The 25,536-nt window shown below is 67.7% G+C and carries 21 protein-coding genes; 11 read left to right on the top strand and 10 right to left on the bottom strand.

All coding sequences use genetic code 11. The features are described from left to right. Window positions 1-61 precede the first annotated feature (61 nt). Window positions 62-880 (top strand): DUF5821 family protein, encoded by an 819-nt coding sequence (locus tag OQF70_RS09435; RefSeq protein WP_280537224.1) that lies wholly within the window; start codon window positions 62-64, stop codon window positions 878-880. 57 nt (window positions 881-937) lie between these two features. Here OQF70_RS09435 and OQF70_RS09430 read toward each other — a convergent pair whose 3' ends face one another. Both OQF70_RS09430 and OQF70_RS09425 read right to left on the bottom strand, forming a co-directional pair. Beyond that, window positions 938-3,040, bottom strand: coding sequence for an ATP-binding protein (locus OQF70_RS09430; RefSeq protein WP_280537222.1), 2,103 nt, complete (start codon window positions 3,038-3,040; stop codon window positions 938-940). A gap of 114 nt (window positions 3,041-3,154) precedes the next feature. After that, window positions 3,155-4,186, bottom strand: coding sequence for a deoxyhypusine synthase (locus OQF70_RS09425; protein WP_280537221.1), 1,032 nt, complete (start codon window positions 4,184-4,186; stop codon window positions 3,155-3,157). 179 nt (window positions 4,187-4,365) lie between these two features. On the opposite strand from OQF70_RS09425, the gene OQF70_RS09420 reads away from it, so the two are divergent. Genes OQF70_RS09420 through OQF70_RS09410 form a run of 3 tightly spaced genes read left to right on the top strand, consistent with a single transcriptional unit; the run spans window position 4,366 to window position 6,281 of the window. Next, the gene (locus OQF70_RS09420; protein ID WP_280537219.1) at window positions 4,366-5,049 is read left to right on the top strand and encodes an SCO family protein; all 684 of its coding nucleotides are present in this window, start codon (window positions 4,366-4,368) and stop codon (window positions 5,047-5,049) included. A 1-nt stretch (window position 5,050) separates the two neighbouring features. Beyond that, window positions 5,051-5,587, top strand: coding sequence for a TlpA disulfide reductase family protein (locus tag OQF70_RS09415; RefSeq protein ID WP_280537217.1), 537 nt, complete (start codon window positions 5,051-5,053; stop codon window positions 5,585-5,587). Window positions 5,588-5,615: 28 nt separating this feature from the next. Next, entirely contained in the window at window positions 5,616-6,281 is a 666-nt protein-coding gene (locus OQF70_RS09410; RefSeq protein ID WP_280537216.1) for a cytochrome c biogenesis protein CcdA, read from the top strand. A gap of 83 nt (window positions 6,282-6,364) precedes the next feature. On the opposite strand, the gene OQF70_RS09405 is transcribed toward OQF70_RS09410, so the two are convergent. Continuing rightward, a complete protein-coding gene (locus OQF70_RS09405; RefSeq protein WP_280537214.1) occupies window positions 6,365-7,315 on the bottom strand; it encodes a hypothetical protein in 951 nt (316 codons plus the stop codon). Window positions 7,316-7,618: 303 nt separating this feature from the next. Here OQF70_RS09405 and OQF70_RS09400 point away from each other — a divergent pair, with 303 nt between their 5' ends. Continuing rightward, window positions 7,619-8,302 carry a type I 3-dehydroquinate dehydratase gene (locus OQF70_RS09400; RefSeq protein WP_280537241.1) on the top strand — a complete coding sequence of 228 codons (684 nt, stop codon included), beginning with the start codon at window positions 7,619-7,621 and terminating at the stop codon, window positions 8,300-8,302. Window positions 8,303-8,417: 115 nt separating this feature from the next. Here OQF70_RS09400 and OQF70_RS09395 read toward each other — a convergent pair whose 3' ends face one another. The 4 genes from OQF70_RS09395 to OQF70_RS09380 all read right to left on the bottom strand — a co-directional run bounded on the left by OQF70_RS09395 (window position 8,418) and on the right by OQF70_RS09380 (window position 13,027). Further along, a complete protein-coding gene (locus OQF70_RS09395) occupies window positions 8,418-9,368 on the bottom strand; it encodes a homoserine dehydrogenase (RefSeq protein WP_280537212.1) in 951 nt (316 codons plus the stop codon). Then, window positions 9,365-9,898 carry an amino acid-binding protein gene (locus OQF70_RS09390; RefSeq protein ID WP_280537210.1) on the bottom strand — a complete coding sequence of 178 codons (534 nt, stop codon included), beginning with the start codon at window positions 9,896-9,898 and terminating at the stop codon, window positions 9,365-9,367. Before OQF70_RS09390 ends, OQF70_RS09395 begins: the two co-directional genes overlap by 4 nt. A gap of 42 nt (window positions 9,899-9,940) precedes the next feature. Beyond that, complete coding sequence (locus tag OQF70_RS09385; RefSeq protein WP_280537209.1) at window positions 9,941-11,341, bottom strand: DUF4147 domain-containing protein; 1,401 nt, start codon at window positions 11,339-11,341, stop codon at window positions 9,941-9,943. 126 nt (window positions 11,342-11,467) lie between these two features. Then, entirely contained in the window at window positions 11,468-13,027 is a 1,560-nt protein-coding gene (locus tag OQF70_RS09380; protein WP_280537208.1) for a phosphoenolpyruvate carboxykinase (ATP), read from the bottom strand. A 464-nt stretch (window positions 13,028-13,491) separates the two neighbouring features. Here OQF70_RS09380 and rdfA point away from each other — a divergent pair, with 464 nt between their 5' ends. Together rdfA and OQF70_RS09370 are read left to right on the top strand one after the other, a co-directional pair. Then, window positions 13,492-14,106, top strand: coding sequence for a rod-determining factor RdfA (rdfA, locus tag OQF70_RS09375; RefSeq protein WP_280537206.1), 615 nt, complete (start codon window positions 13,492-13,494; stop codon window positions 14,104-14,106). Window positions 14,107-14,262: 156 nt separating this feature from the next. After that, the gene (locus OQF70_RS09370) at window positions 14,263-16,209 is read left to right on the top strand and encodes an archaea-specific SMC-related protein (RefSeq protein WP_280537205.1); all 1,947 of its coding nucleotides are present in this window, start codon (window positions 14,263-14,265) and stop codon (window positions 16,207-16,209) included. 184 nt (window positions 16,210-16,393) lie between these two features. Here OQF70_RS09370 and OQF70_RS09365 read toward each other — a convergent pair whose 3' ends face one another. After that, the gene (locus tag OQF70_RS09365; protein ID WP_280537204.1) at window positions 16,394-17,158 is read right to left on the bottom strand and encodes an enoyl-CoA hydratase-related protein; all 765 of its coding nucleotides are present in this window, start codon (window positions 17,156-17,158) and stop codon (window positions 16,394-16,396) included. Window positions 17,159-17,446: 288 nt separating this feature from the next. Between OQF70_RS09365 and OQF70_RS09360 the strand changes: the two genes are divergently transcribed. The 4 genes from OQF70_RS09360 (at window position 17,447) to OQF70_RS09345 (ending at window position 22,603) form a co-directional block, all read left to right on the top strand. Next, on the top strand, window positions 17,447-18,868 hold the full coding sequence (locus OQF70_RS09360; RefSeq protein WP_280537203.1) for an FAD-dependent oxidoreductase: 1,422 nt from the start codon (window positions 17,447-17,449) through the stop codon (window positions 18,866-18,868). Between the two features lie 165 nt (window positions 18,869-19,033). Next, complete coding sequence (locus tag OQF70_RS09355) at window positions 19,034-19,537, top strand: hypothetical protein (RefSeq protein ID WP_092816871.1); 504 nt, start codon at window positions 19,034-19,036, stop codon at window positions 19,535-19,537. A gap of 34 nt (window positions 19,538-19,571) precedes the next feature. After that, window positions 19,572-21,083, top strand: a complete 1,512-nt coding sequence (locus OQF70_RS09350) for a UbiD family decarboxylase (RefSeq protein WP_280537202.1) — start codon at window positions 19,572-19,574, stop codon at window positions 21,081-21,083. Then, a complete protein-coding gene (locus OQF70_RS09345; protein WP_280537201.1) occupies window positions 21,080-22,603 on the top strand; it encodes a UbiD family decarboxylase domain-containing protein in 1,524 nt (507 codons plus the stop codon). Before OQF70_RS09350 ends, OQF70_RS09345 begins: the two co-directional genes overlap by 4 nt. Before the next feature lie 24 nt (window positions 22,604-22,627). Here OQF70_RS09345 and OQF70_RS09340 read toward each other — a convergent pair whose 3' ends face one another. Together OQF70_RS09340 and OQF70_RS09335 are read right to left on the bottom strand one after the other, a co-directional pair. Beyond that, the gene (locus OQF70_RS09340) at window positions 22,628-24,223 is read right to left on the bottom strand and encodes a zinc ribbon domain-containing protein (protein ID WP_280537199.1); all 1,596 of its coding nucleotides are present in this window, start codon (window positions 24,221-24,223) and stop codon (window positions 22,628-22,630) included. Next, on the bottom strand, window positions 24,220-25,392 hold the full coding sequence (locus OQF70_RS09335; protein ID WP_280537197.1) for a beta-ketoacyl synthase N-terminal-like domain-containing protein: 1,173 nt from the start codon (window positions 25,390-25,392) through the stop codon (window positions 24,220-24,222). Before OQF70_RS09335 ends, OQF70_RS09340 begins: the two co-directional genes overlap by 4 nt. Window positions 25,393-25,536: the final 144 nt, after the last annotated feature.

Genomic DNA, 25,536 nt, shown 5'->3' with positions numbered 1-25,536 from the left:
TGATATAGGTAAAATCGCCCCATAATATTAAGTATGAACGAGCCGATCCAATACCTACCGAATGGTCTCCACCACCGTGGACGCCGATTTCGAGACCGTTCTCGAATCGGCGACCGCTGATTCCGATGACGATCTCCTCGTCGTCAACCCCTCCACTGAAGCGATCGAGGCGATCGTTTCCGCCGGTATCGATCCCGACACACCAGCCATTCCGCACGTTCGGCTGCTCGTCGAGGAAGTGACGATCGCGGACGCGATGGACGGATTCCTGCGTGCCTCGAAGGCTGCAGCGTTGATCGACCGGCGAACCTTGACGATCCGAACGCCGTCGACGGACCTCTCGACGACCCTGCTCGTCACGTCGACGGACGTCTCGGCGATCGTCGAGTCGACCGACGGCGTCGGTGTGATCTCCAGTTCCGATCCCGCGTTCGCCGGGTCGGTCGGCGACGCGTACCGCGACCGGTTCGCCGACGCGACGGACTACCGACTTCGCACGCCGGCGCTCGACCGCGTCCGCGAGACGATGGACGAGGCGATCGGCGAGGAGCCCCGAGCCGATTTCGAGGCGATCCTCGAGGCGATCGAGGACACCGAGACCGGCGACCGGCTCGATGCCGTCGCGGTCGCGTTGCTCGTGGCCGCGAAACACGGCGTCCTGTTGTACGACCTCTCGAAATGGGGCGAGGACGTCGGTCTCGCCTCGAAGGCCACCTTCTCCCGGACGAAGACCGAGCTCGAGGACCACGGCGTGATCGAGACGGAGAAGGTACCGATCGACGTGGGTCGCCCCCGGCTTCGGCTACAGCTGGGCGACGACCGGCTTCGGGACCTGTCCCCGATCGAGCTCGCGTCGACGACCGCCGAACTGCTCGAGTAGGACGGTCTCCGGTCCGAACGACGGCGTCAGCAGCGCATCCCCGACTGGCCAGCAGCGTCAATGCGGTCGGTCGGCGCCCGCGGACTCCGTATCGTCGTCGTCACCGGCAGGCACGATGCCCGTGATCTCGAACCGTGCGCCGCCCTTCTCGGCGTCGGTCACCTCGATCTCCCAGCCGTGGGCGTCGACGATCTCCGCGACGATGGCGAGGCCGAATCCGGTCCCGCCCTCGGCGGTCGTATAGCCGGACTCGAACACCGTCTCGCGTTCGTCCTCGGGGATCCCGGGGCCGTCGTCCGCCACGTAGAACCCCGTCCCGTCCGGGAGATCGCCGATGGTGATCGCCACGGCGTCGCCGCCCTGTTCGACGGCGTCCCCACGAGCCTGCGAGTGGGGGCTCGTCGAGTTATGCTCGACGGCGTCCTCGCGAGCGTTCGAGGGAGGGCTGGTGGAGCTATGCTCGACGGCGTCCCCACGAGCCTGCGAGTGGGTGCTTGTCGAGCTATGCTCGACGGCGTTGCCGAGGAGGTTCTCGAGCAACTGCAGGAGCCGATCACGGTCCGCCTGGACAGTCGTATCCGTCTCGATCGAGAGCCGCGCGTCCCCGCCATCGATCGCCGCCCAGGCTTCGCGTGCGACGGCGTTCAGGTCGACGGGTTCGGTCTCGCCGATCGACTCCCCCTGTCGAGCGAGCGTCAGCAGATCGTCGATGAGTTGCTCCATCCGACCCAGCGCGGTCTCCACGTGTTCGAGCGCCTCGGCGTCGCCGGCCTCGGCGAGTTCGAGATAGCCGGTCGCGACGTTGAGCGGGTTCCGAAGGTCGTGGCTGACGATGCTCGTGAACTCCTCGAGGCGGGCGTTCTGCTCGGCCAGCTCGCGCTCGCGGGCCCGCAGCTCCTGTTCGCGTCGGGCGCCGTCGAGGGCGCTCCGGACGTTGGCGCCGAGGATCCGCGCCAGCGCGACGTCCGCCTCGTCGAAGTCGTCAACCGTGGTCGACCCCGCAATGAACACCCCGTGATCGCCGAGGGGAACGATCAGCTCGCTACGGATCGGTGTCTCGGGGTTGTGGAGACGGTCCGCGGTTCGGACGTCGTCGAAGTGGACCACCGCTCCCGACTCGTAGGCCCGCCACGCGAGCGACCCTCCGGGTTCGAGGGTCGGGATCTCCGTAAACGTCCGCCTGGCGCCCTCGGTGAGTGCGATCGGCTCCAACACCGGGCCTTCGGACGTCTCCGTCTGGAAGTAGATCCCCGAAATCTCGAGATCGAGCAGGGCCGCCCCGGCATCGACGCCGCGGTCGGCGACCGCCTCACGCGTCCCCGCGTCGATCAGGTCGCGGGTCGCCTCGTGGAGCGCGTCGAGCCGATCCGCATATCGCCGCGTTTCGGTGATGTCGGTGTAGACGGTGAATCCGTCGGCGGTCACGACGTCGTCCGATAGCGGGACGAACCGGACGACGAAGACGCCGGTCGTTCCGTCGGCCCGCTCGCGTTCGATCTCCGTCTCGTACCGCTCGCCCCGTCGGGCGTGCTCGCGGAACTGCGAGAGGTCGTCGGTCGAGCGCGTGCTCGGGAACAACTCGTCGAACGACCGACCGCGGGCCTCCCCAGCGGTGTATCCGAACGTCTCGGTGAACCCGCCGTTGACGTCGACGACGATCGGCTCACCGTCCTCGAAGACGATCCGGGAGACCGCATCGGAGGTGTTCTCGAAGAGTGCCTCCAGTCGGGACTTCTCGACCGCGATCTCACGCTGTCGCCGCCGCTGCCGATCGCTGTAGACGCCGATAACGATCCCGCCGAGGATCGCGGCGGCCGACAGCTGTGCGACGATGATTCGCGGTTTAACTTGCCCCTGGAATCGCTGGATGAGGTAGACCCAGGCCGCAAGCGCAAGCGCGCCGCCAAGGCTCAGGACCGTCCACCGGAGGATCCTGACGCCGTCGACGTCGTCGTCCATCACGCCGATCCACAGCCCGGTGGCCAGGATGGCGGTGCTCAACAGATACGGGAGGCTGTTCTCGAGCAGGGTCGTCCAGAGTGCGTTTCCCTCGAGGACCACGTCCTGGTAGACGTCGACCGTGAAGATGCTCGCGAGGAGGACTCCGAGCGCGGCTATCAGCGCCGCGGATAACAGCCGCGTCGTCTCCGATCGGTCCATCGTGTCTCGTTTTACCGTCCAAGGCAGTCGTCGGCTTGTAGTCCTTTCGACTATCGGTCCGTTTCGGTTGCGGGCTGCGTGGTCGGTTCGGTTGTGGGACGTCTCAGTGTGGTGTCAGGCGAACGCGCCAGCCACCAGCAGCGGGAACACGAGCGTCGCCTCGGCCTCGACCTGCGTGTAGTTCGTCTCGGTTTCGTCCTTGATCTTGCCCCAGGAGACCGCCTCGTTGGGGGGCGCGCCGGACAAGGAGCCATCGCCCTCCATCCCGGTGGAGATGTAGACGGCGTAGTCGGCGCCGCCGCGAAAGAGGTTCGTCATGATCGCGTGGTGTTTCGGCACCCCGCCGCCGACGGCGATGAGGCCCGTTTTCCCCGCGAGGAGACCGTCCTCGATCAGCGAGTCGTAGTCGTCGAGGATCTCGATGCCGATTTCGGAGTCGTAGCCCTGTCGGTAGTAGTAGAGGAAGTTTCCGACCTCGGCGTCGGTCAGGGCCGGACAGTAGACGGGAACGTCGTTGTCCGCGGCCTGTTTCAACACGGAGTCCTCGTCGTCGAGCGTCTGGCCGACCTCGCGGGCGAAGGCCGTCGGCGTGCGGACCTTCTGCTCGGCGAAGAAGTCGTCGAAGAAGTCGTAGAGGAACTCCTCGAGCCAGACGTACCGGTCGGAGGGGACGTAGATGTTCCCCAGCCGGTTGATCCCGCGCTCGCGGAGTTCGGACTCGTCGGCGTCCCACTCGCCCATCTTGAACGGCTTTGCCGTCTTGATGATGTCCTCGGTAAGCGATCCCGACGTCGTGATGAGCACGTCGATGTAGCCCTCACGGACGAGGTACGCGACCGTCTCGCGCAGTCCGGAGGAGATGATGTTCGAGGTGAAGGTGAGGTAGACCGTCGCGTCCTCGGCCTGCATCCGTTCGGCGATGTCGATCGCCTCGGCGAGATGGGTCGCCTGGAAGCCCGTCGTCGCGTACGTCTCGAGCAGCTCGCCGATGTCGAGGTCGCCGCGGAAATCCGGGCCGCGCACGTCGGGCGTGGACAGCTCCTCCTGGCTGCCCGGCACGACGTTGTCTCGGGTCTCGTCGTCGGGGGAATCGCCCCCGTGATCGTCAGCGTGGGAATCGCCCGTCTGGGCGTCGTCGTCGTTCATACGGACACATACGCTCCGACGGGTTTGAATCGATCGGGTTCCGGCCGGATCCGGTATGGGGGTACACGCCATAGGTGGCACACGAAACCCTTCCGTCACCGGGACACGCCACGACCGGGCGTTTGCACGCGCTGACGATCAACGCGGGGCATTTATCCGTCGGGCCGTAACCGTCGGGTATGCATCGGCGCCACTATCTGCGATCGCTTTCGGCCGCGGGGGTCGTCGGGACCGCGGGCTGTCTCGGGTCGGTTCCGGGGTTCGGGAACGATGATACCGTTCTCGGGCCGCCCGATCAGGACCTGGGCGAGTCGGCACATCCGACCTACGGCGACGAACTCCCTGCAGTCACGCTTCCGGACCCGATCGCGGACGAGGACGTCTCGACGGAGGCCCTCGAGGGCGAGCGCGCCGTATTGATGACGTTCTTCTACACCAACTGCCCGGATGGCGTCTGTCCCGCCCTCATACAGCGACTCCGGCGTGCGCAGGCAGTCGCCGCCCAGGAGGGATACGGCGACGAATCGGCGTTTCTCCCGATCACTTTCGACCCCGAACGCGACACCGCCGACGTCCTCCGTGAGTACGCGACCCAGCAGGGCGTCGACCTCGAGGCGGGCAACTGGCACTTCCTCCGTCCCGAAACCTACGAGGCCGGACAGACGCTCATCGATGAGGAGTTCGGACTCGTGATCGAGAAAGCCCCGGCTGACGATTACGAGGGCCTCGAGTACCAGTTCCCGCACTACGGACTCATCCTCCTGGCGAACAAGCGGGGATTCGTCGAGCGCGCCTACCCGAACGGGCCGAGCGTCGACATCGAGACCGTCGTGAACGACTTCAAACGGGTGGTGACCGCGTAGAATGCGGCGCCGTCAGGTCCTCGCTGGAGTTGCAAGCGCCGCCACGATCGGCGGTGCCGGACTGGTCGCGACGGGCGGCGTTCCGACCGTCCTTGGTGGAACGGACGTGGAACCGGTCGATCCCGTGACGCTCCCGACGATCGACGCGCCCGGGAGCGAGGACGGCGAGGTGACGATTCCGGCGACCGATCGCCCGACGTTCGTCGACTTCTTCGCCACGTGGTGTGGCCCGTGTGAGGAGCAGATGCCGATCCTGGCGGACGTGCGGCCACAGGTTTCCGACCGCGTTCAGTTCGTCTCCGTTACCCCTGAGGACGCGAGTCAGGATGGCGTCAGGCGGACGATCGCCGACTGGTGGCGCGACCACGACGGCGACTGGCTCGTCGCGAGCGACGTGGTTGCCGAACTCACGTCGACGCTGAACGTCGGCGGCTATCCGACCGCCGTCGCGATCGACGACACCGGTCGGATTCGCTGGTCCGACTCGGGCGTCCATACCGCCGAGGAACTGCTCGACGGGATCGACCGGGCCTTATAAGTGATGCAGGGATGACTATGATCGACCGATGACCGACGCCACGCTCGCGACGAACCTGCCCTTCGCGATCACGGCGGGCGTCGCGACGTTCTTCTCTCCGTGCGCGTATCCTCTGTTACCCGGCTACGTGGGGTTCTACGTGAACCAGGCCGACGCCGACTCGGTGTCGATCGCGGGTGCGAGCACGCGCGGGATCGCCGCCGGTATCGGCGTGCTCGCGACCTTTGCGGTGCTTGCGGGCGCGACGGTCCGGATCGGGCACTCGACGATCTCGAACCTCACGGTCTTCGAGTCGCTCGTGGGGGGGCTGCTCGTCGTCTTCGGCCTCCTCGTCGTGGCGGGCCGCGCGCCGTCGCTGTCGATCGCGTTGCCGAAGCGCCGATCGAGCGTGCTCGGGTTCGGCCTGTTCGGCGCTGGCTACGCACTCGCCGGTGCGGGCTGTGTCGCGCCGATCTTCCTCGGCGTCGTCGCGCGGGCGATCGCGCTTCCCTCGGAGACGGCCCTGATCCTCCTCGCGACGTACGCCGGGGTCGTCGCGGTGCTGCTCGTGGCCACCACCGTCGCGACGGGGATGGGGCTGCTCACGAACGCCGGCCGGCTGATGGCGTACTCCGGGCGGTTGAAACAGCTCGCCGGCGTCGTGATGGTGATCGCCGGGATCGGGCAGCTGTACCTCGCGATCGTCGTGTACTGATCGCGGGACGCGGCGATCGTGTTCTCGAGGAACAGCAGGACGCGGTCGTCATCGGCACGTCCAGACGGCCCGCCGGCTCCTGGTCACTCCGGCTCGGCCACGTAGAGTGCGTACCGATAGCGCTGCCGGCCATCCCACAGGATCCGGCCGTTGATCGAGCTCTCGACGTCCGCGATCCCGAGCTCGGAAAGCAGCGTCTCGAAAGCCTCCGACCGTGGTGCCTTCTCCGTGTACTCCTCACGCGAAACCGTGCGGTCCAGCAGGTCACTCGCCGCCGCTGGAAGGGTACTGCGGTCGATCACGGCGTCAACGCGCGTTTCGAGGACGACCTGACGGAACGCCGCCCGTGAGTCCGCAACCGGAACGGCAAGCGTGGTGATCGCCGGCTCGTGGATCGTCTCGGTCGACGTCTGGACGCGATAGGCTCGCGAGGACTCGGCGTCGAGGGTGACGACGTGTCCGTCGAGATCGCCGCTCGCGAGGCGCCCCTCGCGCTCCGCAGGACGGCGCAGCACGTACGCGTCCCCACGGAGCAGCTCCGCCGCGCCGCCGGTACCACCCGCGACGACGTTGCTGTACAGGATCGTCAGGACACGCGCGTCCGGGCGGTTGAGCGTGTCGACAACGATCGGGGTCTCGTCGTCCTCATCGACGTCCTCAACCGGGGACAGCCGGACGAACGTGCGGTCGATGCGGCGTCGTCCGGTCACCACGTTCGTCGTTTGCTGGTAGGTGCCGGTCGGATCGTGTCGGAGGTAGACGTCCTCCGGGATCGGCTCGTAACCAACGGTCGTGTATCGGCCGTCCGGGAGGATCGCCTCGATCGCGGCCCGGGCTGGGTCGCCGAACAACGGCGCGTCGTCCGGTTCGTAGATCGCGGCCGCTGTCGGTGATTCGTCCAGCCGGTCCACGCGGAGCGTGTATTCGGTGGCCGGCGGAGACGATCCGAGGCGATCTGGGAGCGAGCAACCGGCGAGCGCGACGGCCGTCGCGGTGCCGGCCAGCTGGAGGGCTCGGCGGCGGGGAATGGGCATCCACCGAACGTCGCGCGTCCGATCCGGTAAAGGTTCGTGTCTCTGCGAAATCCGGCTGACACGACCGCGCCGACTTCCGGAACCGATCGTCCGGACCGATGGATATACCGCCGCCCTCCTCGCGCTCCTGTTCCCTCCGAGCGATCCGCCCCCGGAACGGGCGGCCTGAGGACGGCGGGGAGAGGGATGCCGATGGAACCAACATTTATACCTGGATACGAACTACGGCGGAGTATGACCCTCGACGAGTTCGCCCTCGCGGCCACGACCAGCGACCTGTCGCGTGAGGCGGACGCGCGGGACGTGGCCGACCTCGTCGAGTTCCGGATGGACAAGGCCACGGACCCGATCGACCAACTTGCGGCCTACGACGGTGAGTTGCCGATCCTCGCCACCAACCGAAACCGCTGGTTCGGCGGGACGGCCGACGACGACGGTCGCCTCGACACCCTCGTTGCCGCCTCCCGGTTCGACGACGTCGCCCTCGTCGACCTCGAGTTGGAGACGGCCCGGGGTACCTCGTGGATCGTCGACGACCTCCGTGCGAACGACGTCGACGTCGTCGTCTCCCACCACGACTTCGAGTCGACGCCCGACGCGGAGGTGCTCGCGGCGATCGTGGCCGAATGTGCCGAGTACGGCGACGTCGCCAAGGTCGCCACGTACCCGGACGACCTCTCGGACACGCTCACGGTGCTCGAGGTCGTCCGCGCGGCCACCGCTGCCGGTCGATCCGTCGCGGGGATCGCGATGGGTGAACTCGGCAGCCACGTCCGCGTGATCGGCCACGTCTACGGGTCGACGCTCGGATACGCCCCGCTCGTCGACGACGACGCCGACTACGCGCCCGGCCAGATCCCCCTGCGACAGCTCGCCGCGCTCATCGAGTCCACGCGCGTCGGGGACGTGGCGTTCGATGCCGGCGACGTACCCGCGGTGCTCGACGGAACGGACGCCGCACCGCCCGAGCGCCCGCGATCGGACTAAAAGCGCCCGACCGTTCGTCGCCGACGGAGCGCCGTCGATCGTGGCGGTGAGCGCGGCGAGTGCGGCGCCGACGACACATGGATCGATACGCAGCGAGCGTGCTCGACGTCGGCGTCTATTCGTGGGAGAGCCGGTCGACGTCGGCGAGGATGGCGCTTGCCGTCTCCGGGCCGCCGGCGCCGGGACCGGAGACGTTGAGCTGGCCGGCGTGCTCGGTCTCCAGCTGGACCGCGTTCGTCGTCCCGGTCGGCGCGAGCGCCGCGTTCTCGGGGACGAGCCGCGGGCCGACGCGGATCTCGCCCGCACGAACCTCGACGATCAGCCGAACGGTACGCCCGTCCTCACGGGCCAACTCGAGCACGCTGCCGGGGATATCGACGATGCCCTCGACGTCCGCGTCCGCAAGGGTGTATTCGCGTCCGTCCGCGAGGACGTTCGCGAGGATGACCCCCTTCAGCGCGGTGTCCGTTCCCTCGACGTCGAAGGACGGGTCCGTCTCGGCGACGCCCATGTCCTGTGCTTCCGCGAGAACGTGTTCGTAATCGAGCCCCTCGGCGGCCATTCGCGAGAGCACGAAGTTCACCGTGCCGTTGAGCACGCCCCGGACGGCGGTGATGTGGTCCGGGCCGATGTCGGTGATCGTCGAGAGGACGGGCATCGCGCCGCCGACGGTGGCCTCGAAGAGGACTCGCCCCTCGCTGTCGGCCTCCAGCTCGCGAACGTCGCCGTAGCGTTCGGCGACCGGCCCCTTGTTCGCCAGCACGACGTGTCGGTCGCGACGCAGGGCGGCCTCGACGTGGGACATTCCCGGCTCGGCGTCGCCGAGCGTCGTCGGCGTCGCCTCAACGAGGACGTCGTAGGTGGCTGAAAGCGCCGTCTCGGGCTCGGCATCGCCGACGACCCCGTCGCGTTCCTTTCGCTCGAGGACGGTCGGCGCGTCGATGCCGTCGGCGTCGACGACGGCGCTTCGGGAGTCCGCGAACGCGGTCACGTCGTGACCGTACTCGCCGGCGAGCTCGACGACCGAGGAGCCGACGGCGCCGGCGCCCATCACCGCGAGCCTCATCGGTCGCCTCCCGTGGTGAGCGGTTCGATGAGACGGAGATCCTTCTCCTCGGCGACCTCGCGGATCCCCTCGAGCACGGTGTCGGTCGCGCCCGATTCGGCCGCGATGTCGAGCCGTGCACTCGAGGTGTCCGCAGTTCCCTCCGGCGCCGACAGCGAGAGATCGGTCACGGTGGCGTTCGCCGACGCCTGGATCCGCGAGAGCGTGTCCGAGAGGTCCGTCTCGATCACGTCCCCCGACAACACGATCGTCAGGCCCTCGCTGTAGCGCTCGGTGCCCGCCTGCACGACGTTGATCCCCGCATCGTGGAGCGCGTCCACGATCTTCTCGAAGCGGTCCGGGGTGGCCTCGATGTCGACCTCGACGGGGACGTGCCCGCGCGGCGTGACGTTTCCGCGTTCGTGGAAGATCGACAGGAGGTTACCGCCGTTGTCCGCGATCGGCTGGAGCGACCGGAGCAGCTCGCCCGGCTCATCGACGAGTTCGAGCCGGAGGGTGTACGCCCGGATGTCGTTCTGGGAGTCACTCATCGATCGACCACCGTCCGTTCGCGAAGACGCTCATTATCGGACTCAGTCGTGGGACTCGTATAAGTATTGACTTTCCGGTGGATCGTCGGGCGTGGACGACGCCGCCGGGACGATCACGACCCGGAGATCGTTGACGTTCGTCCCCGTCGGTCCGGAGACGAGCAGCGCGTCACGGGCCGCGAGCCACGAGTACGCGTCGTTGTCGCGAAGGCGCGCGTGAGCCTCCCGTTGGCCGCCGTTTCCGCCGGCGCCGTCGGTCGAACACGTCTCCTCGGTGACGATCGCGCCCGCCGCGTCGGTCGGGCCATCGATCCCGTCCGTGTCGACCGTGGCGACCGTCGCCCGGTCCGTCAGTTCGATCGCGGCACTCAACGCGAACTCCCCGTTCGGGCCGCCCGTCCCGTTGCCGTCGACCGTGACCGTCGTTTCGCCACCGGAGACGACCGCGGCCGGGGGCGAGACCGGTTCGCCCGACCGGCTGATCTCCTCGGCGATGGCGACGTGCGTCTTCGCGGCCTCACGTGCTTCGCCCCGAACCGACGCGGAGAGCAACAGCGTCTCGAATCCGGCCGTCTCGCAGGTCTCGACGGCGGCGGCACAGGCGGTCCGGTTGGTCGCCAGGACGTGGATCGATGCGGCGGCGACGGCAGGATCCGCCGGTGTCGGCGTCTCGGGACGGTCCCCTTCCATCCCGGCGCGGAGCAGTCGGCAGACCGAGTCGGGGGCGTCGGCGCCGTACTCCGTCAGGACCGCGAGCGCGTCGCGGTACGTGGTTGGGTCGCCCGCGAGCGGTCCGCTCGCGACGACCGCCGGATCGTCACCGGTCACGTCACTGATGAGCAGCCCGACGGTCGTCGCGGGGGCGGTCTCGTGTGCGAGCCGGCCGCCCTTGATCGCCGAGACGTGTTTTCGGACCGCGTTGATCCGTTCGATCGGCGCGCCGCTCTCGAGAAGGGCATCGGTCAGGGACGCGAGCTCGTCGGTCGTGACCCCCTCCGCCGGGGCGGTCAACAGCGCGCTGCCGCCGCCGGTGAGCGGCGCCAACACGAGCGTTCCCTCACCGGCATCCCGTGCTCGGCGGCGGAGACGGCGCGTTCCCGCGGCGTTCGCCTCGCTCGGAACGGGATGGGTTCCCTCCACGACCTCGATCGGCCCTGCTGGAACCGGGTCGTCGGTCACGACCACCCCGCCGTCGAGTCCGTCGCCGAGCCGGTCGGCGAGAGCGCCGGCCAGTCGGCCGGCGGCGTTCCCGCCGCCGAGCACGATCACCTCGTCGTATGCGGCCAGGTCGTACCGATCCGTCCCGACCCGGAGCGTGTCCGTCGAGACGGAGACCGTCTCGTCCACGACCGTCTCGGGACGGGCGGCGTCGATCCCGTCCGCGATCGCCGCGACGGCCGTGGCTCCGGGTTCGGAGGCAGCCGCCGGCGTCGGATCGAACATAGCGTGGCTGTGGCGACGTATGGCCAAAAGGATTGCCGCGATCGATGTCCGTCGAGCCTCGTTGCCGCTTCCGTTTCGGCCCGCTTCCGATTCGGCCCGCTTCCGCTCCGGCTCGAGTCCGGGCGCTCAATAGAGCGCGTCGGCGATGGAGTCGTCGAGGTCCGAGAACTGCGCGAGGTGTTCCTCGCGTTCCCGTCGAAGCTCGGCGAGCCGCTCCTCGTGGTTCTCGAGGGTGCTCGCGACGTCGAACCGGCTCACGTCCATCCCGGGAACCGCCGCGGGCACCGTCAGGTCCGTCGCCTCGTCGGTCGTCCACTCGACGGTGCCGCGCGCGATGGACCGCAGCAGCGTGATGGTGTCCTCGACGCCGACGTCGACGTCGCCCACGCTGCCGGTGTTGAGCACGTAACAGTCGACGTCCAGGTCGGCGATGAGGTCGCGGAATCGGTTGCCCTCCTCACCCTCCGAGCCGACGATGAAGGGGTTGGTCCCGACGACCCGGATCGACTCGCCGGCCGCGGTCGGGTCGCCGGCGCTCGTCTGAATCGACTCGCCGAGCATGAACGCGACCGCCGCCTCCTCCGGAGTGAGCTTCGCGACGGGGGGCATCGCGGGGTTGCGCGTGATGAAGAAGACCTGATCGACCGTGTCGAGGTCGATGTCCTCGCCGGCCGAGGACAGCTCCTCGCGCTGAATGATCGCGCGGCCGTTGGTCGTGTATCGGTCGCTGTCGAAGTCGACCGTCCCGTCCTCGGCGACGTCGACGTTCTCGAGGATCGCGCTCTCGTCGGTGGTCGCGTCGTACATCGCGGGCTCGGTCTCCCGGTCGAGCCCGTGGGTCTTCACGAACAGGCCCTGTCCCTCGCTGCCCGCCACCGAGCCGTCGGGCAGCAGGGCACAGACGTCGTCCTGCAGCATCGTCGCGTCCTCGGGCTCGTCCAGCCAGAGGCCGTGTGCCGTCAGGGTCGACTTGCCGGTTCCCGACAGGCCCAAGAAGAGCTGGCCGATCGTCTCGAGCCCCTCGGCATCGTCGGCGTCGATCGCCTCGCCGACGTCGTCGTCGGGCGACTCGACGTCCTCCGTCAGCAGCCGAACGCGCTTGCTGCCGGCGTGCAGCCCCAGCCCGCCCTGCCGTTTCGCGTAGTACATAAACAGCCGCAGGAAGGACTTCTTCGCCTCGCCGGTGTAATCGCTGCCGACGACGGCCGTGAAACCGGCCTCCGGCAGGATCCGGACGGCGACGTCCTCCCAGTCGGGGATCTGGACGGTGTAGAAGTCGGGCTCACGGTCGCCGTCGACGGGTTCGAACAGCTTCGCGACGGCCAGCGCGATGCGTCCGTACGACTTCGGGACGTAGAATCGGCAGACGTAGGTGTTGTCCGGATGCCGGCCGACCTGGCGGTCCAGACAGACCATCTCGGCGTCCGCCGCGAACTGGACGACGTCGGCGATGAGTTCCTCGTCTTCGGCGTCGAACTCGTGGTCGATCGCGTTCGTCGTCGCGTCGGCGTTCCGCGACCGCTCGCGACTGACGTACGAGGGCGACCCGAACTCCGTGGTGGTTTCGAGGTCGCGTGAGAACGATCGTAACCGTTCGAGCGACGGATTGTAGATGACGTTCTCGGCTGTCTCCGGATCCGGGAGCGCCGAGGATGGGTGCCGAGCCGCCATCAGTGGCTTGGACATCGTGTCTAAACAGGGCGCAGGCAGACTCATAAATCTGTATGGATCCTCGTTCCCGTTCCGATCGGTACCTTTTCGCATGCCGGAGACAGCCCCGCCTTCGCTCTCTGGAGTACGTTCGCCATCGTTCGTTGGTGGCGATCGTTGGTTCGGTTGGTGGCGATCGTTCGTTGCTGATGATCGTTCGTTGCTGATGATCGTTCGTTGCTGATGATCGTTCGTTGCTGATGATCGTTCGTTGGTGGCGATCGGTGGTCCGGTGGACGGAGACCGTTGGTCCGCCGGTTGGGAGACCACCATCGATCCGCTCTCCACGCGCCTGCCGATGGGGTTTGACGACGGTTTCATCCCATCTGAAATCTGTCCATTCCACGTTCATAACGGATGTTTTACCGGTTTATATTGAATTATTAATCGATCGGTTTTACACCGATATATTTGTAATCTCTCGGAACGAACGGGCCGGTATGAGCGAGACATCACGGCCGAACACGAAGGTCGCACGCGTCATCGATGAGTACGACCTGGTCGGGAAGGGAGCGGAACTGGAGGATGCCTGGACCGGCGCGACCGGAGAGCGAACGAGCCTGCGAGATCTGGCCGAGGAGTTCAATCGATCCGTTCTCGAGGCCGCGCTCAGGCAGGCCGGCGAGGCGGTCGCCGAAACCGACATCGACAGCGCCTATCAAACGCTTACCGACGACGACGTCCCGCGGGCCGACGAGATGCGTAAACGGCGTGACCTCGAGGATGCGGGCGTCGACGTTGACGAGGTTCTCTCGGATTTCGTCACTCATCAGGCTATTTATACGTACTTGACGGAATACCGCGAGGCGGAGCTGCCGGACCGGTCGGAGAACCTGCTCGAGCGGAAGACCGAGACGCTCGAGCGGTTGCAGGGACGGACCACGGCCGTCACCGAGTCCACGATCGAGACGTTGGTCTCGGGCGATAAACTCACCGACCGGGACTACGAGGTGTTCGTCGACGTCCGTGTGGTCTGTAGCGACTGCGGCACCGACTACACCGCGAGCGAACTGCTTCGACAGGGTGGCTGCGACTGCGACGCCGGAACCGCCTGATCGATCGTCCGCCGGAATCGCCTGATCGCCCCGCCCATCGAAACCGTCCGATCGACCATCCGTCGGGATCGTCGATCCGCTGTGAGTGCTCTTCGACCCCGGTCGTGGCGGTCCAAGAGGTGAACAGTTATCAATGAGGCGTCCGTTACGCCACCAATGAGTAGTCGCGAGACATCCGCGCGGGAGGTCCGCGTGGCGGCTGAAAACATCGGGGGAATCGACTCGGACGAACTGACGTTTGCACCCGGGGTGACTGTACTGAGCGGTCGGAACGCGACGAACAGAACGTCGTTTCTGCAGGCGATTATGGCCGGACTCGGCAGCGAACGGTCCTCGCTGAAGGGCGACGCCGACGAGGGGTCCGTCGAGCTGGAGATCGGCGAGGAGACCTACACGCGAACGCTCACGCGACACGGCGATCAGGTCTCCTACGGCGGCGATCCGTATCTCGACGACCCACAGCTGGCCGACCTGTTCGCGTTCCTGCTCGAGAACAACGAGGCCCGTCGTGCGGTCGAGCGCGGCGACGACCTCCGCGAGCTCATCATGCGCCCGGTCGACACCGCGGACATCGAATCGGAGATCACGGAGCTCGAACGCGAGAAACAGCGCATCGACTCCCAGATCGACGAGTACGAGCGCCTCCAAAGCGAGCTGCCGTCGCTCGAGACCGAGCGGACCGAGATCGAGACGGAGCTCGAGGAGGCGCGCGCCGAACGTGAGGAGGTGCAGGCGGCGATCGAGGAGGCCGACGTCAGCCTCGAAGAGAGCCGGTCACAGAAACAGGAGATCGAGGACGCCTTCGACCGGCTCCGGGAGGCCCGGTCGGATCTCGAGGACCTCGAGTTCGAGCTCGAGGCGGAACGGACGACCCTCGCGGACCTCACCGATGAACGCGACGAGTTGGAGTCGCGGCTCGCGGAGGCCGAGGCGGCCGACGAGGACCCACAGCGGCTTGCGGGACGCATCGAGGAGCTTCGAAACCGCCAGCGCGCACTGAACGAGACGCTCAGCCAACTGGGCAGCGTCATCAGCTTCAACGAGGAGATGCTCGAGGGTGACGGCCTCGATCTCGAGGAGGCCGACGTCGCGGGCGACGGCGGCACCGGCGAGCTGACCGACCAGCTCGTCGCCGAGGCGGATCGGACGGTCTGTTGGACCTGTGGGTCGGAAGTCGACGCCGACCGGATCGAGGAGACCGTCGACCGGCTGCGTGACCTCCGCACCGAGAAGCTCAGCGAGCGCAACGAGCTGCAGGAGCAGATCAACGACCTCACATCAAAGAAGTCCGAGATCGAGCGAACCGAACGCGAGCTCGACCGCGCTCGCCGCCGGCTGTCGGAGATCGAAACCGAGATCGAGACGACCGACGACCGGATCGCGGACCTCGAGGATCGGATCGACGACCAGGAGGAGCGCGTCGAGGAGCTCGAGGACGAGACCGAAACGGTCGGCGGGGAGTACGACGACGTGCTCGAACTTCACCGCGAGGCCAACGAGTTGGACCTCCGGATCGACCGGCTCGAGTCCGACCTCAAGGACATCGACGACCAGATCGAGGAGCGCGAGAGCGCCGAGGCACAGCACGAATCGTTGCAGGATCGACGCGAGGAGATCGCCGAGGAACTCACCGAACTCCGGACGCGCGTCGACCGGATCGAGGAGGAGTCGGTCGAGTCGTTCAACGAGCACATGGCGTCCGTCCTCGAGGTGCTCGAGTACGACAACATCGAGCGCATCTGGATCGAGCGGAAGACGCGGAACGTCCGTGAGGGGCGCCGCAAGGTGACCAAGAGCACGTTCGATCTCCAGATCGTCCGCGTGGCCGACGACGGAACCTCCTACCGGGACACGATCGACCACCTCTCGGAGAGCGAACGGGAGGTCATCGGCCTCGTGTTCGCGCTCGCGGGCTACCTCGTTCACGAGGTCTACGAGGAGATGCCGGTGATGCTGTTCGACTCGCTCGAGGCGATCGACTCCGACCGGATCGCGCGCGTCATCGACTACTTCGAGGAGTTCGCCGACTATCTGGTCGTCGCGCTGCTGCCCGAGGACGCCGAAACCGTCATCGACGCGTCGACGGCGGTCGCGGAGTTCTAACCGCCGGCGTCGGCTTGATGGACCGGTCTGGATGGGTTGGGATCGGCTCGGTCGTCTCGAACATCGATCACCCGAACCTGTCCGTTCACAATCATTGATTCGCGGTTGATGTGTCTCGATCGCGAATCCGGTGATCGCCGGGATCGGGTCCGGGTTTCGGCCGTGGAGCGGGCGGGAGCGCCGGTCAGGAGAAGTCGGGGCTGCGCCCCTCGAGGAATGCGGAGACGCCCTCCTCGTGGTCGGGCGTTCCGTAGGCCAACGACTGGGTCAACAGCTCCTGTTCGAGCGCTTCCCGCCAATAGGTTCCCAGGTTTTCGTGCATCGCCCGCTTGGCGAGCCCGATCGTTTCGGAGGGCCGTTTCCCGAGCGTCTCCAGGAGGTCGGCGACGGTATCCTCGAGCTCGTCCGCCGGGACGGCATCGTTGATCAGGCCCAGCTCGGCCGCCTCGGCGGCGTCGAAGAAGTCGGCGGTGAACGCGAGCCGTTTCGCCGCCCGCAGTCCGACGAGCTTCGGCAGGAGGAACGTTCCGCCGGTGTCCGGCACGAGTCCGACGCGGACGAACGCACAGCCGAAGGTGGCGTCCTCGGCCGCGTACGCGAAGTCGCTGACCGCCGTCACGGCGAGCCCGGCCCCGACGGCGTCGCCGTTCACCTTCGCGACGATGGGAACCGGGCTCGTCATCGCTGACTCGACGACCCGCCCGAGCGTGTCCTGTACGCGCTCGAAGGATTCGGCCGCCGTCTCCTCGCGGGCGGCCATCGCCTCGATGTCGCCACCCGCGCTGAACGCGTCGCCCTCCCCCGTCAGTACGATCGCGTCGTGGTCGTCCGTCGACGTCCCCGATATCGCCTCCGCAAGGTCCCGTGCGGCCTGTTCGGTGAACGCGTTCTTCGCGTCGGGCCGGTCGAACGTCACCGTTCGCACCCCATCGCTGTCGCTGATTTGCATACCTATACGGTCGGATCGCGGCCTCAAAAGCGTTCGCAGACGTGCCGGACCCATCGAGGCGGGGCAAACGGCACGCGACCTCACGACGCCGCCGTCGATCCCCTCGGCCGACACGACCCGGTTCGGGCGAGCGGCGTCGCCGCGCGTCCGCTCCCGACGCGAAACTGATTCAGAATTCGGTACATAAGAACCGATTATTGTGTATTCTGGTGCCGGGGATGAATCGCGTATGAAAAGTAAATTAACGACTGGCGTTCCAGATGGACACGAGAGTACCTCACGCCAACCATGACGGATGAATACGACCTAGCCATCATCGGAGGGGGCATCAGCGGGGCGTCGCTACTGTACACGGTAGCGAAGTTCACCGACGTCGAGGACGTCGTGTTGATCGAAAAGGAGCCGGAGATCGCGGCGATCAACTCCCATCACACCAACAACTCCCAGACGCTGCACTTCGGGGACATCGAGACGAACTACACCCTGGAAAAGGCCGAGGAGGTCAAGGAGGGTGCCGAGCTGCTGGCTGGTTACCTCGAGAACCACGATCCCGACCGGGAGATGCACAGCAAGCGCAGCAAGATGGTGCTCGCGGTCGGCGACGAGGAGGTCGAGAAGCTCGAATCGCGGTACCACGACGAGGGCTTTGGCGACCTCTACCCCAAGCTGCGATCGATCGACCGCGAGGAGATCGCGGATCTGGAACCGAAGGTCGTCGAAGGCCGGGACCCGGATATGGAACTGCGCGCGCTGCAGACGCCCGACGGCTACGTCGTCGACTACGGCGCGGTCTCGAAGTCGTTCGTCGACCTGGCCGACGAGGAGGACGGCGTCGACGTCTACACCGGCACGACGGTCACCGACATCGACGACGACGGTGACGGGTTCCGGATCACCACCGACAACGGCATCTTCGAGTCCGACGCCACGGTCGTCGCGGCCGGCTCCCACAGCCTCCAGATCGCCAAGGAGATGGGCTACGGGCAGAACATGTCGCTGTTGCCCGTCGCCGGGAGCTTCTTCCTCGCGGACGACCTGTTGAACGGGAAGGTCTACACCCTGCAGATGAAGAAGCTGCCGTTCGCCGCGGTCCACGGCGACGCCGACGTTCACGACGGCGACATCACGCGGTTCGGCCCGACCGCGAAGGTCGTGCCCACCCTCGAGCGGGGGCGCTTTTCGACCGCCGGCGACTTCCTCGACGTCTTCGGCTTCTCGCCCGACTCGTTCCTCAGCTACGCGAACATCCTCGCCGACCGGATCCTGTTGCCCTACGTCCTCCGGAACCTCGTCTACGACCTTCCGGAGGTCGGCAAGCGCGCCTTCCTCCCGAACGTCCGGAAGGTCGTGCCGACCGTCGAACTCTCCGATATCGACCGGGCATCTGGATACGGCGGCGTCAGGCCGCAGATCGTCGACACGGACGCCAAGGACCTCGATATGGGCGAGGCGAAGATCACCGGCGAGGACATCCTGTTCAACATCACGCCCTCGCCGGGCGCTTCGACCTGTCTGAAGAACGCGATGGCCGACACCGAGCAGGTGATCGAGTTCCTCGACGGGGACTACGCGTTCGACGTCGACGCGTTCCGCGCGGAGACGATCGGCCAGTTCCCGCGCGCTGAGGACTCGGACGACGCCACGAACGGCGACGCCGCGGACGATGCCGGTGACGACGCCGACGTCGCCGAACCGGCCGCCGCTGACTGAGTCGGTAGCCATTCCGTCGTCTCGATCGACCACGTTCGACCGCCGCCGTCGTTCGACCGCCGCCGTCGTCCCCGCCACCGCTCCCGGCTCGTCCGAACGGCGTCCCTCGCCGGACGCGCGTCCAGCAAGGCTTTATTATCGCTCCCCCGTACCATTCGGCAGACGATGCCCGGCACGTACGTGACATCGGAAACGAACCTGCCGCCCGACCCGGAGGACGGGGAGATCCGGCTGCAGGTAACCGACCAACACACGAAGGAGATATTCGACACGCGTGCCCGGGTCAGCCGGGATCCTGAATCGCTCTCGGATCCCGAGCCGCTGACGGTACTGAAGGGCCCTCACGAGAACGTCGAGGAGCGGTGGTACATCGACGTCATCGAGGCCGACGTCGAGGAGCCAGACGTCGACGTCGACCTGCTGGAGTCGATCATGGAGGAGACCGCCGACCAAAGCACAGTCATCAACACGCGCTCGGCGGAGGTGAAGACGATCCTGCTGTATCTCGAACGGACCGGCGAGTTCGACTCGGTCTCGGAGGCGAGCCGACGGCTGATGCTCGATCACCTCGCCGAGGAGTATCCGGCGCTGCTGGAGGCATACGTCGATCGCAAGGTGGAACGGGATCGGGCCGGGCTCCGATCGGCGTTGACGGACGCCGAGGAATGATCGGGCACATATCTCACGCCGGCGGTGGGCACCGATGACGGTCGACAGCCTCCGGGAGTACCTCGCGGTCCTCGAGTCACACGACGACCTCCAACGCGTCGAGGAGTCGGTGTCCTGGAACCTCGAGGCCAGCGCGATCACGATGCTGGCCAACGAGCGCGACGCACGAGTCCCGCTTTTCGAACGGACCGAGGCCGCCAGGCTCGTCGGCGATCCCTACCGCGGGAGCGGGGACCGGCCCTGGAACCGGATCGCTCTCGGGCTTGACCTTCCCGCCGACCTCTCGCGGTTTGAGTTCTACGAGGAGGTGATCGACCGCCTCCAGGACCCGATCGCGCCGACGGCGGTCGACGCCGAGGACGCGCCGGTGAAAGACCGGGTCCTGTACGGCGAGGACGTCGACCTCCTCCGGTTCCCGTGGCCATACATCCACGCCGGCGACGGCGGCCGGTACTCGAACCTCCACACGCTCGTCGCACCGGATCCCGACTCGGAGTGGGTCGACTGGTCGTATCACCGCGCGATGATCCACGACGGCGAGACCGCAAGCGTCCTCCTGCTTGCCGGCGAACAGACGCCGAACCTCTACTACTACAAGTACGAACGCCGCGGCGAGCCGATGCCGGTCGCGATCGTCGTCGGCGCAGAGCCGGCCGTCGAGTACACGTCGGTGATGTGGATCCCGACCGACCGCAGCGAGGCCGAGTTCGCCGGCGGGCTCAAGGGCGAACCGATCGAGCTCGTGGAGTGTGAGACGAACGACCTTCGAGTCCCCGCGAACGCCGAGCTCGTCATCGAGGGGGAGATCGTGCCGGATGCCCGGCGAGACGAAGGGCCGTTCGGCGACTACTTCGGCTATATGCACGGCCCCCGTCGGTCGATGCCCGTCCTTGAGGTCTCCGCGATCACCCACCGCGAGGACCCGATCATTCCGTTCTGTGTCGAGGGGTCGGGCGTCGGCTACGCCGAGAACTCCACGAGTTCGATGGAGGCCGGCTGTGTGGGCCCCGACGCAACGCTGGGGCTACGAACCGCCGGGTTCGACGTCGAGTGCTGTGCGCCGTGGACGTCCACCCCGCGAACGGTCTACGTGATCGCCACCGACCGCACCGAACCGGGCTATCTCCACGAACTCGCCAACTTCATCTTCACCACCTGGGGGATGTTGCACGTCGACTTCTTCGTCTTCGTCGACGCCGACGTCGAACCGACCGACTCCCGAGCGGTCGTGGAGGCGCTGGCGCTGCACGCGGATCCGGACGCGGACTTCCACCAGTTCGGCGTCGAGACGATGCCGAAGGTGCCGCTCAACATCTACCAGACCCCCAGCGAGAAGGGCGACATCCAGACCGGCACCTCGAAGGCGAAGACGGCAAAGACCTACATCGACGCGACCCGATCGTCACCGGCAGTCGATCGGCCACCGGAGCTGGAGCGACGGGCACGCGAGACGCTCCGTGAGGCGGGCGTGTCGGTCGCCCTCGAGGACGCCCTGCTCGGTGACCGGCCGGATCGTGAACCGACGGCCGGAGGATGGCGCAGATGAACGGACCCGGAATCGGGCTCCGCGATCACCTCTCGCGGCTTCGCGATCGGAGTGATATCGTCTCGATAGACGACCGCGTTCACTGGGACGAGGAGGCTGCCGCGGTCGCTTCGGTCGCCGCACGCGAGGGCGGACCCGCCGTCATCTTCGAGGAAACGCCCGGCCGCGTTCGGTTCGTCGCGGGCGCGTTCGGCGGCCCCGACCAGCTTGCGGCCCACGATCGCGAACCGTGGGACCGGATCGGCGACGCGTTGACCGCCGGCGAGGACGTCGACGCCGTTCCATCCACCCACGCCTACCACGACCTGCTCGATCTGCTTGCCGGGCGAGGAACCGAACCGGTCCCGCGGAGCGACGCGGAGCCGGCAGCGACGCCGGACCCGACTCTCGATCTGCACACCCTCGGACTGCCGACGCTGTCGGCCAACGCACGTCCCCTCGTGTCGCTCGGCGTGCTCGCGGTCGATCTGGGTCCCGATGCCGGTACGACGTGGGTCCCGGTCCGCGGCGACGTGCGCGGCAGTTCACGGCTCCGGATCATCCTCCCCCGCGCGTTTCACGACCGTCTCGAGCGCGCTCAGGGCACTCCAGCCGACGGTACTGCGGACGCGGCTGCGACGGGAGTCAGCGTGCTCCTTGGCGTCTCCGCGCCGGTGCTCCTGGCGGCGTTGCAGGGCTGGATCGGCGACCGTGTCCGAACCGACACGCCCGAGCTTGCAGCCGGTCTCGCGCCCGTGGCCGTCTCCCGTGTGGCCGACAGGATCGTCCCTCGCGACGCCGAGGTTCGGATCGACGGCGTTCTCGAACCGACCGCCGATCCGGAACCGGCCCATCGCGGCGATCGACGATCGGCGACCACGACCGCCGTCGATGCTGCGACCGCGGCCGATGAGTGGCGCGCGGCGTGGGAAGCCACCTGTGCGACCGCCACGGCCGTGGTGCGAGCTGACCGGATCGCGACCCGGGAGGACCCGATCGTGGCGTTCGCGCCGCTTGGCGCGCCGCTGTCCGATGACACCCAGATCGTGAGTCTCCTCGAGGCGGCGCGGCTCTCCCGGCGCGTCAACGGCTACTGGGGCGTCTCCCCGGTTCGATGGGTCAGGCTGCCGCCTGAGGGCGGGCTCGGGATCTGTCTGGTCGCCAGCGAGATCCTGTATGCCGGCTTCGAGTGGCAGCTCGCCAACACGCTGTTCTCCTTTTCGAACCTCTTCGATAAGGTCCTGATCGTCGACGAGAACTCGGATCCGACCGACCTCGCGAAGGCGCTCGACGACATGTGGGTGAAGGCGCATCCCGCCAACGACTGGGCCTTCAGCGAGCCGCACGCCCCGAGCGCGACCGCGACGCGCTACCGACGCGACGGCGAGACCGGCTCGCGGCTCCACATCGCCGCCACGTGGGACCCGCGCTGGGACGAGGAGTACATCGCGCCCCGTGTCACCTTCGAGCAGTCGTTTCCGGAGAACGTTCGCGAGTCTGTTCGGGAGCGGTGGGACGAGTTCGGGCTCGATCGGGAGTGATCGCGCCGCCCCGAGGTCGATGACCTACTCGGCGTCCGTGGACTCCGCGTCCGTGGGGACGAACTTCACGCCGTACCGCGGGACGCCCTCCTGTTCGTAGATCCGACGCACCGTCGCGACCACGGTCTCGCCCACCTCGACGGCGGTCGGGTCGGCGTCGGTCAACTGCCCCGGAAGCGTGATCTCGTCGTCACCCTCCCCGAGATCGACGATCGCGACCCCGTAGGCGCCGTCACGCTGCTGATGGCCGGTGAACTCCGGCGGTGCGCCCCCCTGACCGATGACGGTCACGGCGCGGACGGTTCCGGTCCGTGGCGCCTCGAACTCCTCGAAGGTAACGCGCTCGTGACACTCCCGGCAGGCGCCCGTTGGCGGGAACGTCACGCCGCCACACTCCGGACAACGCCCAGCGACGAGCCGGTACCGCTGGTCGAGCGAGCCCTGCCAGTTCGGCAGACTCACGTGGGCGCCCCCGCCCGCGACCGCGCCGTCGACGATCGTGCCGCGCTTGCGGAGGTAGTCGTCGTAGGTGATCGGCTCCCCGCCGCCGAGTTCGTCGATCCCGTCGACCGACAGCGTCCCCTGACAGGCCATCGAGACCGCGGTGCCGCCGCCGAAGAACGTCGCGACGCTCCGGCGGTCCTCGGGACCACCTTCATCGGACGGATCGTCGTCCGCCTCGCCGGCTTCGGCGGCCACCGCCGCGAGCAAACCGATCGGGACCGTGGCGGCGCCCGCGTCGCCGATCCGGTCGGCGACGGTGCCGGCCTGCACCGTCCCGGGGTCGAGCGGGAGATCGCCGGTCGCGCGATACGGGAGGCTCCCGTTCGGTTGATGGACCGCGGCGGCGTCGACCGCCTCGAGCCCCGACGCCTCAAGGGGCCCGCCGTCGTCGGCGAGCGCCTCGGTCGCCGCGGTGATCGACTCGCGGATCGCCGTTCGCTGGTAGGTCGTGATGTCGAGCGTGTCGACCGTCTCGGCGCCGCGCTCGCGGTGACGGATCCCGGGATACTCCTCGACGTGCCAGGCCGGCTCGCCGACCTCGACCGCCGGATCGGCCGACAGCACGAACGCGGCCGCGCCGGCACCCATCGGGTGGTCCGTCTCGGCCGGGTCGCCCGCCGGTGAGTCGGAAACGACGACCAGCGTGGTGCCCGACCTGGCGGCCTCGAGCCCGCGGGCAAGCGCCTCGCCGCCGGCCGCGGTCGATCCGCGAACGGTCGCGGTCGCCACGTCCGTCGGGAGGCCGAGCGCGCGAACGAGCCGCGGCGTGAACTCGCCCTCCTCCATCGGCGGCGTGGTCGTTGCGGTCACGACGAGGTCGATTCGGCCGGGGTCCACGACCGTCGTGGTCGCCTCCGCCGCCCCCTCGTCTCCCCCGGCGAGCACGCGCTCGGCGGCGGCGACCGCCATCGTCAGTGCGTCCTCGTCGGCGCCCGCGACGGCCTTCCGCTCGACACCGGGGGCGTGGCTCGTGCCCCAGGCGTCCGCGATCTCCTCACTCGAGAGCCGGAACGCCGGCAGTCGGATCGCCGCGGTCTCGATGCCGACCGGATCGGCGTCCGTCGCGGTCCCGCCGTCGGTCGCGAGATCTCCCGCGACGTCACGCTCGTCGCTCATGCGTCCACCTCCGTGCGCTCGAAGACGTGAACCGTCACCCCGCCGCCGCTGCCGCCGACGTTGTGGGTGAGCCCGTAGGTCGGGTCGTCGACCTGGACGTGGGCCTCCCCGCGCAGCTGGGAGAACGCCTCAACGACCTGGCCGGTTCCGGTGGCGCCGATCGGGTGGCCCTTCGATTTGAGGCCGCCGCTGGTGTTCGTCGGCAGCTCGCCGTCGGGATCGACGACGCCCTCCCGGAGCAGCCGGCCGGCCTCGCCTCGCTCACAGAATCCGAGGTCGTCGTACGCCAGCAGCTCGGCGATCGCGAAGCAGTCGTGAACCTCGGCGAAGTCGAGGTCGTCGGGAGTGACTCCCGCCTCCGCGTACGCCTCCTCGCCCGCTTGCACGCTCGCGGGGATGCTCGTGAGCGATTCGCGCTGGAACAGCCCCACGCGCCCGCTAGCTGCGCCGGCGCCGGCGACCTTGACGGCGGGACCGTCGAACGCGGCGGCAACCTCCTCGCTGGCCAGCAGCGCCGCGCTGGCGCCGTCCGTGGTCGGACAGCAGTGATAGAGGTTGAGCGGGTCTGCGACGCCGGGTGCCGAGTTGGCGTCCTCGAGCGAACACTCGAAGCCGAGGTGCGCCTTCGGGTTCTTCGCGCCGTTGCCGTGGTTCTTGACCGCGACCCGGGAGAGGTCCTCGACGGTGGCGTCGTACTCGTCGAGGTAGGCGCTTGCCATCTGTGCGTAGACGCCGGCGAAGGTCGTCCCGCTCATCCGCTCCCACTCGGTCTCGCCGCTGACGCCGAGCCACCACTTGGTCTGGTCGGCGCTCGTGTCGGTCATCACCTCGTAGCCGCCCGCCAACGCGACGTCGGCGGTGCCGGCCCGAACGGCCGTCAGCGCCGAGCGGAACGAGTAGCCGCTTGCCGCACACGCGTTCTCGACGCGGGTCGTCGGGACGCCGTGCAGTCCCAGGTGCTCGGTGACCGCCGGGCTGCTCAGGCCGATCTGTCGGCCGCCGACGCCGAGGGTTCCGAGGAACGCCTCGTCGATGCGGTCGGGGTCCAACTCGCCGCCCACGCTCTCCAGCGCGTTCTCGTAGGCCGTCTCGAACAGCGTCAGGTAGGTCTCGTCGGGGAAGGAGCCGAACGGCGACTGGCCGGCCCCGATGACGTACACATCCCTCATACCCGCCAGTGGGAGGTCGTTCCACATAAATCGTCCCCTCCGGCGGCGCCGCAGCACGCACGACTCGCGTGTCGTTTGCGCGAACTCGCGTGCTGTTTGCGCGAACTCGGGTACCGTTCGCGTGAGCCCGCGGGACTTATTAGG

The sequence above is a fragment of the Halopenitus sp. POP-27 genome, assembly GCF_029889855.1.
GTDB lineage: Archaea > Halobacteriota > Halobacteria > Halobacteriales > Haloferacaceae > Halopenitus > Halopenitus malekzadehii.
Note: the sequence above shows the minus strand (reverse complement) of the source record. Positions and strands in the feature narration are given on the sequence as shown.